We start from the raw sequence: 18,469 nt of genomic DNA on the forward strand, positions 1-18,469 counted from the left end.
AGCAAGGATGCGCTGTCGATGGCAAGGTGTGTGAGTCGAATAATCAGATGGAAGTTGTGCTTAGCATTGATCGTTATGCTCAGTGCATGTGCGCCTGAAAATGAGTCCTTACGCGTTGGTGCGGCCCCCTGGCCTGGTTTTGAGCCTATCTATCTTGCGCGAGAAATGGAGTATTTAGACCAAGATCGTATTTCCTTGTTTGAGCTTACCAGTGCTAGCCATGTTGCCCACAGCTTTGAAGCGGGCAAATTAGATGTGGCTTTATTGTCCCTTGACGAGGTGCTGACCTTAGTGACCCGAGGGGTAAAATTAAAGGTGATTGCCATTATTGATGAGTCCGTCGGTGGTGATGCCATCATTGGTTTGCCCGGGGTTACCCATATTCATCATTTAAAAGGTAAGCGCATCGGCTATGAAAATAACGCTGCGGGTTCATTGTTGTTAGCCGAAGCCCTTAGTCACGCCAATCTCGCTGCCCACGAGGTGGAGCTAGTTGAAGTCAAACTGGATGAGCAACGCCAAGTGTTTCATCGCAATCAAGTGGATGCACTGATAACCAGCGAGCCGATTAAGCAACAATTACTTGGCTTAGGTGGCGTTGCTATCTTTGACAGCTCGCGATTGCCGGGGCGCATTGTTAATTTAATGGTGGCATCGGAGCAGGCCATGGCGACAAAAACGCCAATGATGGTTGAACTGCTTAAAAGCTATTACAAAGCCAGAAAGTTTCAAAAAGGCCGACCAAAAAAAGCCATGCAAATTATGGCCATTCGGTTGCAGCTTTATACCAGTGAAATGGAAAACAGCTTACAAGGGGTGAAATTTATCGAGCCTGTTGAGGCCATCATGCGACTGGCGGGCAATGCGCAATCAGCTTTGACCACACAAGCAAAAGATTTAGGTGAGTTAATGGTTTATCGCGGCATGCTCGAATCCGTGCCGGATTTAAGTCACCTGGTAGACAGTCAAATTCTGGAGCGGGTGGTGTATGAATAACCCTAGATTGTGGTCCCTTGCTTCTGTCATTCCGGCATTATTGTTATTGGTATTTTTGCTGCTGCAAGCCGTGTTTATTTATATTGATTATCACAATAAAAGTGAGCGCTTGCTGGTGCAAAGCAAAGAAGAAGTGCTCGGCAAGGTGAATAAGCTGCAGCAAAGTCTCTCTGATGCCTTGATGCGTCATGATAACGCGGTGGCTGAGCGTGAACTGACACTCGCCGCATTGAATGACAACGTAACGCAATTACTTGTGCTTGATGAAAATGCGGAAGTGCTGCTGGCTAATCAAATGAGCCTTAAGTTTATGTTTGCCAGTGCCGTGTTGCCGGAGTTTAGCTGGAACGATTTCTATCTGGCACGAGATAAAAACCGCTTGTTGTATCAATATGAGCCCAATAGTCAAACCATCTATGTGTACGCGCCACTGCAATTAGCACGTAAAGATCACAGCTTAAAGCGCAACAATACCGGCGCAATATTCGTGTCTTATTCGCTGACTAAACCTTACCAACAGTTAAAATTCACCACCCTTAAAGATTCCATAAAAACCACTTTAGTTGTGCTAGTGGCCTTAACCATCTTGATTCTATTGATGGTGAAAATGATTATTTCGCCTTTGAATCGACTGGTGCAAGCCGCGCAGCACCTCAATAACGAGGATGACTTTCCCGCGTTAAAACAGGGGCAAGGTGAAATCGGCATGTTGCAGCGCTCTCTTATCGAGATGGCCGAAAAAATGAAAGCGAGCTTTGCTCAACTCAGTGCCAGCGAGCAACGTTGGCATTACGCCCTGAGTGGGGCCAGAGATGGGGTATGGGATTGGAGTCTAGAAAGCAACCGAGTGTATTACTCTAGCCGCTGGAAAGAAATGCTAGGGCACACGGATGACGAAATCGGTGATGACATTGAAGAGTTAGAGCAACGCGTGCATCCCGATGACTTAAATGACATGTTCAGTTGTTTAAAACAACACTTGCAGGGCAAAACGCCTTACTATGAGCATATTCATCGCATTCGTTGTAAAGATGACAGCTATTGTTGGGTACTAGATCGCGGTAAGGTGATTGAGTGGTCTACGGATGGCTCGCCATCACGGGTGATCAGTACTCATACTGATATTACCGAGTACCGTAAAGCACAAGACTTGGTGGCGTTTCAAGCCTATCATGATGAGGTGACTCAGTTGCCTAACCGGCGTAAATTGCTTGAACACTTGAATATTGAAATTAACCGAGCTAAGCAAAGTAAGCAATACGGTTGCCTGCTGTTTATCGATATCGATAAATTTAAACAAGTCAATGATGTTCATGGCCATATGGCAGCCGATACCTTACTTAAAATGGTGGCTAAACGGTTATTGCAAATGATGGAAGGCAGTAACATCGTGGCGCGCTTACCCGGTGATGAGTTTGCCATTGTTTTGCCCCAATTAGGAAATGAGCCCGATAAAGCGGGTGAACAAGCCTTAGGGTTTGCACAGGTGGTGCGCAAGCGCATTGCATCCCCCTTTGTTTTGCAGGGGCAACGTATTAATTTGTCGTCGACTATTGGCATTACCTTGTTTCCCGAGGGTGGACACTCAGCAACGGATATTTTACGCCAAGCGGATATAGCCATGTTTCACGGTAAGGAAGATGGCCGCGATATGATCCATTTCTTTTCCCAAGAAATGGAAAACCGCGTTCAACGTAGCCACAACTTACAACAAATGCTACGTCTGGCCTTAGAGCAAGATGAAATCAAATTGTTCTTGCAAGCGAAGACAGACCGCAAGGGCAACACGGTTGGATGTGAAGCCTTGTTGCGTTGGTATCAACCTCAGCGAGGCTGGATTTCACCGGCTGAGTTTGTGCCGGCAGCAGAAGATTCTGGTTTAATTATTGAGTTGGGTAACTGGGTACTGCGCCAAGCCTGTTTTAAACTGGTGCATTGGCGGCAGTTAGGCCTTGCTGATAATTTCACCACCTTATCGGTGAACGTTAGCCCGAAACAATTTTTACAGGTCGACTTTGTTGAGCAAATCATTCAAGTTGTGAAAGAAACGGGTATTGATCCAACGTTCCTAGAGCTGGAGATCACCGAAACCATCTTAGTGTCTCAACTTGACGATGCGGTTGAGAAAATAAAAGCCTTACGCGCACTGGGAATACGTTTCGCCATTGATGATTTTGGCACCGGCTATTCGTCAATGTCTTACTTAAGTACGTTACCCATTACCGCCCTTAAAATAGATCGCTCATTTGTTCAACACATCGAAACCCAAGAAAGCCAACAGGCGATAGTGGCAGCGATTATCGCCATGGCCGATAATTTAGATTTAGAAGTGATTGCTGAAGGGGTGGAAAATGTTGCTCAGCTTAACTTCTTGAAATCCAAAGGCTGTAGCTTGTTTCAGGGATACTTGTTTGGCAAGGCATTAAGCGTGGATGATTTTGCTAAAACGGTGTTGCCAGCTCAGCAGCCTGAACCTGTGGGCTCTGACTGCTAAGCTGACATTGAAAGACTTTGAAAGGGGCGTATACCTTAGCCTCGACGGCGATCAAAGTAGCGCTTTAACCAAGTGAGTAGCCAGATGGGTTTGTGTTTTTGTTTCCACTGGCCGGCCACATATTTATTGGCTTCTAGCATGGTGGGATAAGCATGCGTGGTGGCCAATATTTTACTCAAACCTAACTTGTATTTCATTGCCAATACAAATTCGCCAATCATATCACCGGCGTGGTTTGCGACTATGGTCACCCCGAGAATGCGGTCTTTGTTAGGTACGGTTAGCACTTTTACTTTGCCTTGTGTCGCATCATCTGCAATAGCGCGATCCAGCTCTTTGAGTTCAAATTCCGTCACTTCAACGGCGATCCCCTCTGCTCTGGCCTGTTGCTCGGTGAGCCCGACTTGCGCAATTTGTGGATCGCAATAAGTGACACTGGGGATCACGCGATAATCTGCTTTAAATTTTTTAAACCGGCCAAATAAGGCATTCACACTGGCATACCAAGCTTGATGAGCGGCAAAGTGCGTAAACTGCATTGGCCCGGCCACATCGCCAACGGCAAAGATGTTGGCATACTGAGTGCGTAGATAGGGGTCGAGTACCAGGGTGCCGTTGTCATGGGTTTCGATGCCTAAATCCTCTAAGCCTAAGCCTTGTGTGTTCGCTTTACGGCCAACGGCGATCAATACCTTATCAAACGTTTGATGGTGGTTTTCCCCCTGATACTGGTAGTGGATACATTGCGCCCCTTCGCTCGATGAAAACTGGGTGAGCTTTACGCCAAGCAGCGTTTGGATATGCTCTTGGTCAAATTGCTGCTGCAACAGCTGCGCAATGTCTTGATCTGCCCTTGGCATCAGCTGTGCGGCTTGGTCCATTATGGTTACCTTCGAGCCCAAGCGGGAAAAGGCTTGGGCTAATTCACAGCCAATGGGGCCAGCACCGATGATCAATAATTGTTGGGGCAGCGTTTGCAACTGCCACAGATTATCTGAAGTCAGGTAGTCTATGTGTTCGAGGCCGGCTATGTTGGGGACAAAGGGTTTAGCGCCGGTAGCAATAATAATGTTTTCTGTGGTGAGTTGTTGTCCGTTAAGCTCAACATGATAGGGGCTACGGATCACCGCATGCCCGCTAAGGCATTCAACGCCGAGTTGGCGATAGCGTTCAACAGAGTCGTGTGGTTCAATCTGCTTGATCACTTGGTGTACTCTGGCCATCACGGCTTTAAAATTGGCGTTGGCGTTAACCGGGCTAAAACCAAGCTGTGATGCTTTGCTCAACTCATGGGCAAAATGGGCACTGCGCAGTAGTGCTTTAGAAGGCACGCAGCCGGTGTTGAGGCAATCGCCTCCCATTTTGTGTTTTTCAATGATGGCGACTTTGGCATTCACGGTTGCAGCTATGTAACTGCTTACTAACCCGCCAGCCCCTGCACCTATGACTATCATGTTGTAGTCAAACGTGTCGGGCTTAGGGTAGCGGCGATATAATTTATGCTGCTTGATGCGGTGCATAACGAAACGGACCACATGGGGCAGGCTGGCAAGGGCAGCTAAAGCAAGCCAAAGGGAAGGTGAGGCAATGTCCTCGACGCGTTGGATTTTGCCGAGCTCTGTCCCTGCGTTGACATAAACCAAGGTGCCGGGGATCATGCCCAGCTGACTTACCCAGTAAAAGCGCCATGATTTAATGGTGGTTAGCCCCATTAACAGGTTGATCAGAAAAAAAGGGACCACGGGCAGCAAGCGCAGACTCAGTAAGTAATCACTCCCGCGCTGCTCAAACTCACGATTAAATTGATGAAGCTTGTGCCCCCAGCGTTGCTGGATTTTGTCTCGGGCCAGATAGCGAGCAAGTAAAAAAGCCAAAGTAGCTCCTAAGCTGCTGGCAAAAGAAACCAAGATAAATCCCTGCCAGAGTCCAAATAAGGCGCCCGCCAAGAGGGTGAGCATAGCCGCGCCTGGCAGAGAGCTGGCGGTGATGATCAGGTAGATAATAAAAAAAGCGCTCGCGTAGAGCCAAGGAGCTGAGTCGATTAGGTGTTGCAATTTAAGGTGCTGTTGTTGGATGGTCGCTAAATTAAGGTAGTGAGATAAATCAAAAGCAACAAAGCTAATGATGATCAGGCTAAGCATGATGAGCAGTGCCAGTTTTGTTTTACTCATTATTTGGCTCCTGCTGGTTTATCTGACAAAAACCTTGAGCGGGTACGTCTAGTGCGGCATTAAACTTGGCAGACATATTTTGAAAGGCAATCAAGGCGGTGAGATCAACAATCGCCGCTTCATTAAACCATTGCTTGAGGGTTGCAACTTGCTCATCCTTCACACCTTGATTGCTATCACTCATGGCTTCGGTGTAATCGAGTACGGCGCGCTCTTGTTCATCAAATATAGGGTCGTTACGCCAATCACTTAAGGCCAGCACTTTGGTTTCAGAGCCAGTGCGTTTTGCAAGGGTCATACTATTGATATCAATGCAAAATTTGCAATGATTTAGCTGAGACACGCGAACCGTTACCAAAGCGCGTAGCACCGGGGTGATCGGTGAGCGCTTGCGGTTTATCACACCATATAAGCTGGCAACGGTTGCAAACAACAGGGGAACTTTGCCCCAGAGTAAGCCTGGCATCAGTATCTCGCCATAGTTTCGTTGTTGGGTCCAGAAGAAAGGTTTTATCCACCAGGGGTAGTGTTTAATCGGGTTGGGGGAAATGCGCATCAGGTCTCCTTTCATGCTGGTCTGATGACGTTAAATTATCTTGGCTTTCGTTATTGAGACAGGTGATGGGGTAAAAAAATTTCAATCATCATACCGAAAGCGAAATAAATTCTATATATCAGACGTTAAGCTAGTTAAGCTTAGTTTATCTTTGTAATACACTTTACAGATTGGTTTAGATCTTAGGTACTCTATGGTGATAATGTTGCGGCTATTGGTGGTTTTTTGTGCTTTTTTGAGTTTGAGTGCGTTTGCGAAAGTCGATTTAACCATCAATGGGATCAAAGGCAATCTAAAAGATAATGTTGAAGCTTACATCTTGTCTGTCTCCGAACCTCGAGGTCGTAACTTAGGCACCTATCGTGAAAGTCTGTTAGAAGAGACCCAAAAGGGCTTGATGGCCTTAGGGTATTATCAATCTAAGATTCAATTAAGTGTCTCTCTTAAAGATCAAACCCCGGGTAAGTTGGTGGTGGTGGTTGATATCGAGCCGGGTGATCCTGTCATCATTACCCACATTGATAAACAATTACGGGGTGAAGCTCGCCATGATGAAGAATTTCTAACTTTTTTGAAAAACTTACCCCTTGAAAAAGGCAAGCCTCTCGATCACGGTTTATACGCCTCGGTGAAATCAAGTATTACCAGCCGAGCCCTGCAACGGGGATATTTTAACGGTAAGTTTATTAAATCGAGTGTGGAAGTTGAACGCAAAACCAATCAAGCCACCATTTACCTCTGGTTTGAATCTGGCACCCGTTATCGCTACGGCAAGGTGTTTTTTACCCAACCGACGCCGGCTGAGTCCCTCATTCGCAACATGATTACCTTTGACCAAGGCGAGTTTTACCTTAGTAAGGAAATTGCAGAGTTTAGTGTTGAGCTAAGTGATACGGGGTATTTTCGTAATGTGTTGGTAAGACCTAATTTAGATAAGGCGGTGGGGAACCAAGTGCCAATAGAAATTACCGTGGGGCTAAAGCCAACGAACAGCTTTGAAATCGGCGCGGGGGTGACAACCGATATCGGGCCGCGAATGAGCTTTAATTGGAAACGGCCTTGGGTTAACGATTATGGACATAGCCTGGGTACGAACGTGGAATTAAGCGAGCCTTCACAGACTGTTTCCGGGTTTTATAAAGTGCCGGTTGATGACCCTAATACGGATTATTGGAATTTTCAGGTGGGTTATCAGCGCCTTGATGAAAACGACACGGAAAGTAACAAATACACCATCAGTGCCAACCGCTTTTCAAAGACGCCGGGCAATTGGGACCGAAATGCTTATCTGAAATATGACATTGAGGAAAGTACGCAAGGTAATCAAGATCTTACAACCCAGCTATTGTTGCCCGGTGTGACCTATACACGCACGCGAGTTCGAGGCGGGTTGAATGCTTATTGGGGAGATAAACAAATTTTGGGCACCGAAGTATCGAGCAAATACTGGGCATCGGATGAAGATATTTTAAAAGTCTATGGGCAAACTAAATGGTTACGTTCGTTAACCCCCAAACACCGCATTTTAACCCGGTTAGAATTGGGCGCCATTGCCGTTGACTCGATTGAAAGTGTGCCCGCTACCATGCGCTTTTTTGCCGGAGGAGATCAGTCCATTCGTGGCTTTAGCTATAAATCCATTGCTCCGCGCGATGAGCAAAACAAGTTAATTGGAGGCAAGTATTTGGCCGTGGCCAGTCTTGAGTATAGTTATCCGGTCAGAGAAAATTGGCGCATTGCTACTTTTATTGATGGCGGCACGGCCACCAATGATTTCTCTGAAGATATCTTATATGGCACAGGAATAGGGGCGGCGTGGGCATCCCCCATTGGACCGATCAAGTTATTTCTTGGTACGCCGATTAACGGCGATGAAGATGGCGTCAGAATACACTTCTTGATGGGGCCTGAACTATGATGATTTGGTTACGACGTATACTGCTAGGCTTGTTGCTGTTAATCAGTCTAGTGATCGCTTTAATCTTTTCTCATCACGGTAATGTGCTGCTATTACATGTGGCTAAGCAACTGGTGCCCCAGTTAGAGATTGAGCTTGAGCAAGGCACCTTGCTGTTTTCCCCTCATTTAACCGGCGTTGCCTGGCAAGATGAGCAATTGGATTTAGTGATAGATGAATTAAACTATCGCATTGACTGGGGGTGTTTAACCAAAGCATTTTGCCTTAACTCTCTGGTTGTGAATGGCGTGGATGTTAACTTTCATCCCACTGAGCAGACGGAGCCAGAGCCTAGTGAACCCTTTGTAATGCCCACCTCCCTCTCCATTCCTATTGAGGTGCGATTACAAGGTATCGACATCCAAAATGTTGCTTACCGCCAAGAAGGCCTTGATGTTACTTTAAAACACTTGCTGTTATCTGCCCAGATAAGTCAACAAGAAGCAAGTATTGCACCTGTGATAGACGGTGTCGTGGTTAAACTTGCCACGCCTTCAGATGCTCAACCTACGTCTGACAATGAAGATGCGAACCCTGTCGATGACCCAGTCGATGACGCAGTCGGTGACGCTGCCAAGGACATCGCCAAGGACACTCCTTTTACCTTACCTGAATTACGCACCCCCATTCCGGTAAGTGTACCCCAACTGAGTTTAAGCCATATTGAAGTGATTCAAGGGGAGCAGCGTTTTGTACTCAATAGCTTTTATACTCAAGCCAGTTGGTCTGAGCATGACTTGACGTTATCCGAGCTGTCATTGGTTATCCCTGAACTTTCGGCTACCTTGGATGCACAAGTCTCCATGGTGCAACAATGGCCACTGCAATTAACTCTCTTTACTAAGATCAAGCAGGACCCGGTGCTAGAGGGGGACTTAGTGGGACAAACCGTGTATTTGTCATTGTCGGGTGACAGTGAAAAATTAGACGCTCAGTTAGATCTAGTGGGACCCGTTGATTTAGCCCTAAAAGGCTGGATGGCACCACTGGATCCTAAATTACAGCATCAGCTCAAGTTATCTTGGCCTAAATTGCAATGGCCGCTGCAAGGCGAAGCGCAATATACCTTGAGCAAAGGTGCGTTGAACTTAGCGGGTGATCTTGATGACTTTGCGCTGGCGTTAGATACCTTAGCGGCTGGTGAAGGACTGCCTGATGTGGCACTCAGTAGCCAAGTTAATGGTAACTTAACGCAATTAAATGTGACCAAACTTGAAGCCAAAACCTTGTCGGGCATCGCTCAATTAACGGGCCAATTAACGTTGGCTGAGCAACTATCTTGGCAAGGGAAACTGGATGTTAAAGACATCGATACCACCTCATTAGCACCTGATTACCCGGCGCAGTTAAATGGTGTGATTGAACACCAATTTGCATTGCAAGGTGAGCAGTGGCAAATCAAGCTTAAACAGTTAGATTTGAGTGGCCAGTTTATGGAACAGCCGTTAACTGTCAAAGGGCAAGCTGCTGGCAACAGTCAAATGCAGTGGGATATCACCCAACTTTCATTGGTCAATGGTAACAACAGCCTGCATGCTAAGGGACGAGTTGAACAGCAACTCGCATTGAATTTAGAATTGGATTTTCCTGATATCAGTTCATCTGTTCCCGATGTGGCAGGTGCGGTTGTGGGTAAACTGAACGTCACCGGCCCGTTAGCCAGTCCTAAAGTGAACGTCAACTTGTCAGCCAAGGGCATTGCCTATCAAGCATTAACCATCGATGCGTTAGCCCTTAACGGTGACCTTGTAGCCAGTAAACAGCCCAACGGACAAATAAACCTAACGATAGCCGATGTGCAACAAGGGGACATGAAGTTTGACTCGATTAAATTGGATGCCCAAGGTGGCGCGGCTAATCACCGTGCTACATTGGCCGTGGTGGGGGAGCCCGTTAACGCAGAGATCACCTTAGCAGGTACTTGGGTTGAACAAGGTTGGCAAGGGCAATTAGAGCAAGCCTGGTTTAATACCATAGAAGGTCGCTGGCAGCTTCAACAAGCGAGCAAGTTAGCTTACTTGAAGAATCAATTGCGCCTTGAACGCCAATGCTGGCAATCTGCCCCGAGTGAGTTTTGCATTAATCCGTCGCGCATTGGCGAGGCCGGTGAGAGTGGACTGACCATAACACATTATGATTTAACGCGACTACAGCACTTGTTACCAAGCCAAATGGCGCTCACTGGCGCATTAAGTGCCGACTTAAGTGCGAAATGGGCTAACGGGGAGATGCCCATTGGCCGGCTTAATTTAGCGGGTGATAAGATTAAGCTAGAAGCAACCGATGAGGATAATCAAGTCCATCAATTACCCATTGACGTGCTGACCTTGCAGGCAGAGTTAGGTAAAACCTTGGCTAACGTTAACTTGCTACTGGATACCGCTGACCTAGGTAAAGCGGAAGCGGATGTGTCGGTACAGCCTTATCACCAGGATCGCGCTATCCAAGGTAAGATACGTTATCAAGGGCTAGAGTTGCAGGCATTACATTATTTACTGCCGGATATTGAAGAGATGGCGGGCAAATTTGATCTTGACGTTAACTTAAGTGGGCCGTTACTTGAGCCTGTGATCAAGGGGGATGCCAAGCTAGTGGATGGTAAATTGGGCGGCGGCAGTTTGCCTATTTGGATGTCTGATATCAATACTGAGATTAAACTAAATGGCACCCAAGCGACGTTAACAGGGGAGCTGAATACGGGAGATGGCGACGCCAAAATAGAAGGTGAATTAGACTGGACACAAGGGGTCGATGCTTGGGTCACCTTAAAAGGCGACAATATCGAAATCGATCATCAGTCACAAGTGCAATTGTTTGTTAGCCCAGATATTAAATTTACCTTAGATGATGCCAAAATGGACTTAAGTGGCCAGGTATTAGTGCCTAAGGGCTTGATAGTGGTGAAATCCCTTCCGCCAAGTGCTGTTTCTGTTTCCGATGACGTGGTGGTGATAGATAGCAGTGAAGCTGAAACTGATGGCAGTGAGTTGCCCATGAAGATGAAGTTAAGGCTGCTGCTGGGCGATGACGTTAAAATTGACGCGTTTGGTCTCAAGTCAAACTTAGAAGGGCAATTGGCGGTGACCAAAAAGGTCGACGGCCCGATGTTAGTCAATGGCGAGATCCGCCTTGAAGATGGCTCTTATCGCGCGTTTGGTCAGAATTTATTGATCAATAAAGGCCTGATTTTATTCTCTGGCTCACCTGATCAACCTTATTTATCGGTTGATGCGATTCGCGATCCTAATCTTATCGAAGATAAGGTTACCGCGGGGATCAAACTGGAAGGTCCGGTGTCCGCTCCTGAAATCGAAATCTACTCGGATCCGTCCATGGATCAGCAAAACGCCCTGTCCTATTTATTGCGCGGTAAAGCCATCGACAGTAATGGTGGCGACAGCTCCATGCTAACTTCGGTATTGATCAACCTCGGGGTAGGCCAAAGTGCGGGTACGGTCAACCAAATAGGTGAAGCCATAGGGGTAAAAGACCTTTCCCTTGACTCCAGTGGTAGCGGTGATGATTCACAACTGAATATTTCGGGTTACATTTTACCGGGCGTTCAGATCCGTTACGGTATTGGCTTATTTACCGCCATGTCAGAAATTGCCCTGCGCTATGAAGTGATGCCCAAACTCTACTTAGAAGCCGTGAGCGGGCTTAATAACGCATTTGATGTGTATTATGAGTTTGATTGGGATTAACTTATTGGCCCAGCGCTAAGTCTTCGTGCCTTGAAGCCATGCCGGATTCAAGGCCCTGTTTAGCAACAATAAACCCTTACTCGCCCACGGCTAAGCCTTAGCGCCTTGGAGCCATGCCGGATTCAAGGCCATGTTTAGTAATAATAAACCCTTACTCGCCCACGGCTAAGCCTTAGCGCCTTGGAGCTATGCCGGATTCAAGGCCCTGTTTAGCAATAATAAATCCTTACTCGCCCACGGCTAAGCCTTCGCGCCTTGGGTCAACGCCCGATTCAAGGCCATGTTCAGTAATCACAAACCCATGTAGGCCACTGTTTAATGGCTTCACTTGGGTTTTGTAGCCCAGCTTTTCGAGCGCGCTTTGCCACTGCGTGGCTGGCGTGTCCTGCTCTAGCAGGTAAACACCACTTTGATTAACCAAATGGGGCATCTCGATGGCTTGTTGTAATGGCACTTGCCACGTTAGATGAGCGATCAATACCTGACTGACATAGTTAATGATGCGACTGCCGCCCGGTGAGCCTAACGCCATATAAGGTTTGTTGTGTTTAAATACTAGAGTTGGCGACATGGATGAGCGTGGCCGTTTGTTTGCCATGACTCGATTAGCGATAACTTGGCCTTGATAGTGAGACTGAAAAGAAAAGTCAGTGAGTTGGTTGTTGAGCAAAAAGCCGCCCACCATTAACCTTGCGCCAAACGCATTCTCAATGCTGGAAGTCATGGAGACGATATTGCCATCCCTATCATGGATCGCTAAGTGAGTGGTTGAAGGTAAAGCCTCACTGGTTTGGCTGGCTAATTGCGTGACGGTATCGGGCGCTAGGCTCAGTTCTCCCGCTTGCACATCGCTGAGCGCTATATTCCTACCAAGTAGCTTGGCACGCTTGCTCAAGTAAGTTTTGTCGAGTAATGCATGGCTGTAGTCGGGCGTAAAATCGGGATCGGCCATGTATCTGGCGCGATCGGCAAAAGCTAACCGACTGGCATCGCCAATTAATCGCCACGCCTGTGGGTTGTCGGCAGTTAATTGGCTTAATCCTGCTTGCTCCGTTAATGCCAATATTTGGTTCACCGTTAGCGCACCTGAAGACGGTAAACCCATGCCGCAAACCTGATAAATTTGTTGATAGGGTAAACAGATATTGGGGCGGGTTTTGACCTGATAGTTACCTAAGTCTTCAAGACTTAGTAATCCCGGGTTGGTGGGGTGCTGCTGAACAGCGTTAACCATGGCCTTTGCGAGTCGACCTTGATAGAACCCCTTTTTACCTAATTTGGCAATGATGCTGAGGGAGTCGGCATAAGCTAAGTTTTGCAGGGTAGCGCCCGCCTTGATGGGCTCTCCTTTGAGATCAAAAAAGTAATCACGGGTACTGGGCTGTTGACCTAATTTATTTTGGTCAAGTGTAACGAGTTGAGCGAGCCTTGGCGACACAATGAAACCTTGTTGTGCCAGTTCAATGGCAGGGGTAAACAGTGTTTTCCAAGGTAGTTTTCCATATTGCTGGTGGCTTTGCCACATCAGGGCTATCACGCCGGGCACGCCAACCGAGCGACCGCCTACTACGGCATCAAAAAAGCCCATAGGGCTTTGCTTGGCGGTGAGAAATAAGTTCTCACTGGCCGCTGCAGGGGCTGTTTCTCGGCCATCGAAGCTGAGTAAAGCTTGGTTTTTGTTATCGAAATAAAGTAAGAATGCACCGCCGCCGATGCCAGAAGATTGGGGCTCAACAAGGCCAAGGACTAATTGGGCGGTGATCATGGCATCAATGGCACTGCCGCCTTGTTTTAAAATAGCAAAAGCGGCTTTGCTCGCGTAAGGATTAGCGGTAACGACTAGGTGCTGCTTAGCGAGCAAGGCTTCTTTGTTGGTGCGTCCTGTTTCAGCCTCAGGCGAAATCGAATCACTGATTTGTGTGGCCGCAATTAGGGGGCCGGTGAATACCAAACACAAGAGCAATAAACACGGGAGTAGCAGTAAAAAGTTAAATTGAAAGTGACTGCGTAATAGGCTGTGTAGAAGGTTAAAGTGAAACATAGTGGGCAGCTCGGATAAGAAATATACCTAACCATAGCGCTTAATATGATGCTGTTGCAAAAATGTTTTGTTATTTACCGCTCAACGAAAGTTTGTAGGCGTTGGCCACAGGTTGCATAGGGCGAAGCGTGCTCAACCCTATGCATGGCATTGATTAATGGTGGTGTTCAGTCGGTGTTTGTGGGATACCAACCCAAGCAAGATGCGCAGGTGTAAAAGCTAAATCGATGGTGCTGTCGATTTCATGGTGATCGAGGTCGAAAGCAATCAGCTGATTACTGCCTTGATTGGCAATAAATACCGTATTTTGGCTACCCGACGTTGTCATATATATCTTTTGACCTTCGCCAAGCGCGGGTGGCGCCGCGAAAACTTGAGGGCGGGCTACAAGTTTAAAGTCATCTTCTATTTCAAATACGTTGAGATACCCCTGGTTATCTAGCACCAAAAAATGATCTTGGTGATGGTCTACTGTGTAAGCTAGGTATCGGGTGTCAGCGTTATCGCGCCATGCTATCTCAGTCATACTTTTGCTAGCGGGATCGACAAGGAAGGCTTGTTGGCTTCGCGTTAGACCTAAGAATTTGTCATGGCCTTGGCTGCCTTTAAGTGTGCCTATTCTGACATTATCCATGCCTTCCAAGTTTGGGATTTTCACACTGGCGAACGCGTCACCACTTTGTTCAATCGCAAGGACACCGTCCTCACAGCCAAATACCGTCCAATTAGGTCCTTGAGTACTGCCATGTAACCCAGGGCATAAATCCGCAAAAACAGTCTCTTCATGGTAGTGATCATCATGTTGGTGCAGTAACACCACTGTATCAGGCAAGGTGGAAGTGCTGTCTTCACTGCGTAAGGTAGTTAAAGCAAATTCACCACGGATCTGTGCGGTGCCGTGCATGGCATGGTTGAACTGGTGTTCAGCTAATGCTTTACCTTGTTTGATACTGGTATCGCTTAACAATACGAACCCCGCATTTAAGCCTGCAGTGCTATCACCATCAATGAACAAAGCGGCGGTTTCGGCGGTTACATCGAAGTGGGTGGGCAGAGCTTGGTCAATTTTATAATCCAATAGACTTGGCGAGCGTGTTTGTGAGCCAGTGATGCCAGAATCAATAAATTCAACCAGGTTTTGCTTACGTTGGACCACGACAGCATATCCAGATTGGGGGCTGCGATAGAGTGCACTTGCTGGGTTCTGCAGGCTAATGTCGGCAATGGTGGCCATGTTGGCTAAATCAATCAGAGCCACATTGGGTTGATTGGCATCGGCGATAGCCAATCGACCATATAGGTCTGGCTGTGGGGTAGGCTCTGCACTGGGTTGAATGCTGGGCGTGACAGGATCGGTATCTGTGCTTTGTTGTGCTGTGTTATTGCTACCACTACCGCACGCCGATAAGGCTAAGCCAAACGGTAACAAAATGGCTAATTTCACAGTAGAAAATCGTTTTGACATCATGGTCTTTGCTGCTCCTTATAAATGAAGTGTCGATTACCGGTGAAAATAATTATCAATCACTTGATTAATTGAAATGTTATACTATAACATTTGCGCCACGCAAGCGGAGATTTACTCGGTTGACTCATTTCAACGTCGACTATGCGTTATTCATGTTCGCTATTGTTGTTATTCACTATGGAAAAAGCAGTATGAAGAAGATTTGGCTGATGAGCAGTGTCGCTCTTGGCGTAGCAGGGAATGTGGCAGCGGATACCCTATCACAGATCAAAGGCCCAGATATCAGTGTCGTATTAGATGGATTTTACCAAGACGGTGAGCGTGCGTTTTCCCACCGCGGTGAAGGATTTGGCCTAGGCCATACCGAAGTTGGCTTAAGTGCCAGCGTGGATGACAAATTTCGTGGTGTACTCACCAGTGTGTTTGAATCGCATCACGGCAGTACCGAAATAGAACTCGAGGAAGCCTTCATTGAAACATTAGCGCTGCCATATGGTACTAAGGTGAAAGCGGGTCGTTTTTTATCTAACTTTGGTTATCTCAATAGCAAGCATACCCATGAAGATGCATTCACTGAGCGTCCAGGTGTTTACCGTGCGTTGCTTGGTGGGCACTATTATGACGATGGTATTCAAGCCAGTATTTTGCTGCCTACGGATTTTTACCTTGCCCTGTCGTTTGAAGCCTTATCAGGTAAAAAAATGGATGCGGGGTTTGACGATCCCGCTACCGTTGGTGTTTACAGTGGTAAACTTTCTCTTGGTGCGGATGTCGGTGAATCCCATAGTTGGATGCTTGGGTTAAGTGTATTGCGCAATGGTAATGGTCATATGCAATTTGGTGGTGACCACGATCATGGGGCTGATGACGATGACGATCATGATCACGACCACGGCGGCCATTCCCATGGTCCCGCTTACACTGGGCGCATGCTATATGGCGCTGACTTTACTTGGAAGTGGGCACCGCAAGGGAACTATAAATACCAACATATTCGCTTTACTTCCGAGTACCTGTATTTAGATGATGTAATGGATGCACCATTTAGTGCATTAGAAGGAGCCAAAGATTCGGTTTCAGGCTATTACGGTGAAGTCGTCTACCAGTTTACCCCGTCGTGGTCGGTTAGCACGCGCTTTAGCCGTTTCGATCATATCGAAGGGCATGATGTCCACGGCCATGGCGATCATGCCCATGGTCATTTTGAGAATGAAAAGCTGCAAGAGCTTGATTTTGCGTTGGCGTGGCACTCATCCCATTTCGGTGTTATTCGTGGCCAAGTTAGCCAACAAGATTATCACGGTGAGAAAAACAATATCGTGTCGTTGCAGTACATCATGACTTTTGGAGCACACGCCGCTCATGCATTTTAACCTTTCAACCTTGCTAACGGTCGGGATGCTCTTTGCATCCCCATCAGCGTTTGCTCTTAATATCTTTACCTGTCAGCCTGATTGGGCATCCTTGGCCAAGCTACATGCCCCAGATGCCGATGTTTTCAGTGCGACCACGGCGTTTCAAGACCCTCATTACATTCAAGCGCGGCCTTCGCTGATCACTAAGATGCGTAAAGCGGATCTGGTGATTTGTTCGGGTGCAGAGTTGGAAGTGGGCTGGTTACCTGAGTTACAACGGCAAAGCCGTAATACAAAAGCGACGGCTGCAGGAGGTGGGTTGTTTTTTGTCACCGAGCATGTGGCTGTGTTAGACAAGCATGATCATGTTGACCGCTCAATGGGCGATGTGCATGCCGGCGGTAACCCGCACGTGCAGTTTGCCGTTGCCGATATGGTGAATATTTCAGTGGCGCTGACGGCAAAATTGCAACAGCTCGACCCCGCAAGCCAAGCTGACTACGCTAAAGCGGGTGAGCAATTTAGGCATCAGTGGCAGCAACAAATGCAGGTATGGAAAGCCAAGGCAAAGCCCTTAGTGGGTAAGCATGTGGTGGGCTATCACACTACCTATCGATACTTGTTTGCTTGGCTAGGTATGGAGCAAGTGGCTGATTTAGAGCCTAAGCCCGGTGTTTCACCCACCATGTCACATTTGGCTAGTTTGAGTAAACTGGATACCCGTGATACCTATGCCATCGTTTATGCAACCCACCAAACCAATGATGCTGCAACTTGGTTAGCGCAGCGTAATCACTTACCCGTAGTGGTATTGCCGCAAAGTGTTGGAGGCACCGATGCGGCCAGTGATTTGTTTGGCTTAATCAATAACAGCATAGATTTATTGTTGACGCCGAGGAGCGTTAACTAAATGGAGGAGTTTGATTGGCTATTGCCACCACTTTGTGCCGGTTTCTTGGCCTTGCTGTGCAACATTATTTTGGGGCAACAAGTATTAAAACGCGGGATTATCTTTATTGATTTAGCCATGGCACAAGTTGCTGCATTGGGGATGCTGATCATGCAGTTGGCATTTCATTCTCATGATGGCGCTTTGTCCGGCACTTGGCTATCTCTTTTCGGTGCTTGTGGGTTGGCCTTGCTTGTAGGTGCGCTGATTGCTGTGTTGGAAAGGGCAAAATTACCGCATTTAGAAGCTATGATAGGTTGTATTTACGTCTTGGCTACTTGTGTCACTATCATTCTGATCAGTCAAATACCGAGTGCCCATGAACATGCATCAAGCTTGCTACAGGGGCAACTACTTTGGTCTCGTTGGATGGATGTGGCTGGCCTGGCCACTTTGGCCTTAGTCTTACTGCTGGTACTTTGGTTGCGAATACAGTGGCTAAGGGGAGCTGGTTTTTACATATTGTTCGCGGTCAGTATTCCATTGCTGGTGCAAACGCTAGGGGTGTATTTAGAGTTTGCTATGTTGGTTGTCCCAGCATTAGCCGCCTCTGTATTTGTCAGTAACAAGCAGCTATTGGCGGCTTGGTTTATGGGGATGTTAGGGATCTTGCTTGGGGCTTGGTTATCATTGCGATTAGATTGGCCATCGGGGCCGGCGATTGTGATCATGATAACCTTGGTTGGATTCCTAACATTGGCTTGGCAACATTTACTGCGCAAAACACAGACAGAGCAAGCTTAAAAAAGAGATAGCCCACCAACTAAGGTGGGCTATG

At 47.2% G+C, this 18,469-nt stretch carries 11 protein-coding genes; 7 read left to right on the top strand and 4 right to left on the bottom strand.

Features of this window, described 5'->3' with window-relative positions; all coding sequences use genetic code 11:
- The first annotated feature begins 30 nt into the window (after positions 1-30).
- Positions 31-996, top strand: coding sequence for an ABC transporter substrate-binding protein (locus K6Y21_RS01085; RefSeq protein WP_233069745.1), 966 nt, complete (start codon positions 31-33; stop codon positions 994-996).
- Entirely contained in the window at positions 989-3,490 is a 2,502-nt protein-coding gene (locus tag K6Y21_RS01090; protein WP_233069746.1) for a GGDEF domain-containing phosphodiesterase, read from the top strand. The genes K6Y21_RS01085 and K6Y21_RS01090 overlap by 8 nt, the downstream gene beginning before the upstream one ends.
- A 35-nt stretch (positions 3,491-3,525) precedes the next feature.
- On the opposite strand, the gene lpdA is transcribed toward K6Y21_RS01090, so the two are convergent.
- Both lpdA and K6Y21_RS01100 read right to left on the bottom strand, forming a co-directional pair.
- Complete coding sequence (gene lpdA, locus K6Y21_RS01095; RefSeq protein WP_233069747.1) at positions 3,526-5,661, bottom strand: dihydrolipoyl dehydrogenase; 2,136 nt, start codon at positions 5,659-5,661, stop codon at positions 3,526-3,528.
- Positions 5,654-6,217 (bottom strand): carboxymuconolactone decarboxylase family protein, encoded by a 564-nt coding sequence (locus K6Y21_RS01100; RefSeq protein ID WP_233069748.1) that lies wholly within the window; start codon positions 6,215-6,217, stop codon positions 5,654-5,656. Before K6Y21_RS01100 ends, lpdA begins: the two co-directional genes overlap by 8 nt.
- A gap of 193 nt (positions 6,218-6,410) precedes the next feature.
- Here K6Y21_RS01100 and tamA point away from each other — a divergent pair, with 193 nt between their 5' ends.
- Both tamA and tamB read left to right on the top strand, forming a co-directional pair.
- Positions 6,411-8,135, top strand: coding sequence for an autotransporter assembly complex protein TamA (tamA, locus tag K6Y21_RS01105; RefSeq protein WP_233069749.1), 1,725 nt, complete (start codon positions 6,411-6,413; stop codon positions 8,133-8,135).
- Positions 8,132-11,878 carry an autotransporter assembly complex protein TamB gene (tamB, locus tag K6Y21_RS01110; protein ID WP_233069750.1) on the top strand — a complete coding sequence of 1,249 codons (3,747 nt, stop codon included), beginning with the start codon at positions 8,132-8,134 and terminating at the stop codon, positions 11,876-11,878. Before tamA ends, tamB begins: the two co-directional genes overlap by 4 nt.
- A 226-nt stretch (positions 11,879-12,104) precedes the next feature.
- Here the strand turns inward: tamB and ggt are convergent, their stop codons facing one another.
- Positions 12,105-13,919 carry a gamma-glutamyltransferase gene (ggt, locus tag K6Y21_RS01115; protein WP_233069751.1) on the bottom strand — a complete coding sequence of 605 codons (1,815 nt, stop codon included), beginning with the start codon at positions 13,917-13,919 and terminating at the stop codon, positions 12,105-12,107.
- Between the two features lie 154 nt (positions 13,920-14,073).
- Positions 14,074-15,387 (bottom strand): S9 family peptidase, encoded by a 1,314-nt coding sequence (locus tag K6Y21_RS01120; protein WP_233069752.1) that lies wholly within the window; start codon positions 15,385-15,387, stop codon positions 14,074-14,076.
- A 191-nt stretch (positions 15,388-15,578) separates the two neighbouring features.
- Here K6Y21_RS01120 and K6Y21_RS01125 point away from each other — a divergent pair, with 191 nt between their 5' ends.
- From K6Y21_RS01125 to K6Y21_RS01135, 3 genes are read left to right on the top strand one after another with little or no spacing between them, the layout of a single operon-like run.
- A complete protein-coding gene (locus K6Y21_RS01125) occupies positions 15,579-16,760 on the top strand; it encodes a hypothetical protein (protein WP_233069753.1) in 1,182 nt (393 codons plus the stop codon).
- A complete protein-coding gene (locus K6Y21_RS01130) occupies positions 16,750-17,652 on the top strand; it encodes a metal ABC transporter solute-binding protein, Zn/Mn family (protein ID WP_233069754.1) in 903 nt (300 codons plus the stop codon). The genes K6Y21_RS01125 and K6Y21_RS01130 overlap by 11 nt, the downstream gene beginning before the upstream one ends.
- Positions 17,653-18,435 carry a metal ABC transporter permease gene (locus tag K6Y21_RS01135; protein ID WP_233069755.1) on the top strand — a complete coding sequence of 261 codons (783 nt, stop codon included), beginning with the start codon at positions 17,653-17,655 and terminating at the stop codon, positions 18,433-18,435.
- Positions 18,436-18,469 lie beyond the last annotated feature (34 nt).

Origin of the sequence: Motilimonas eburnea (genome assembly GCF_021295345.1) — a bacterium.
Taxonomy (GTDB): domain Bacteria; phylum Pseudomonadota; class Gammaproteobacteria; order Enterobacterales; family CBDFNC01; genus Motilimonas; species Motilimonas eburnea.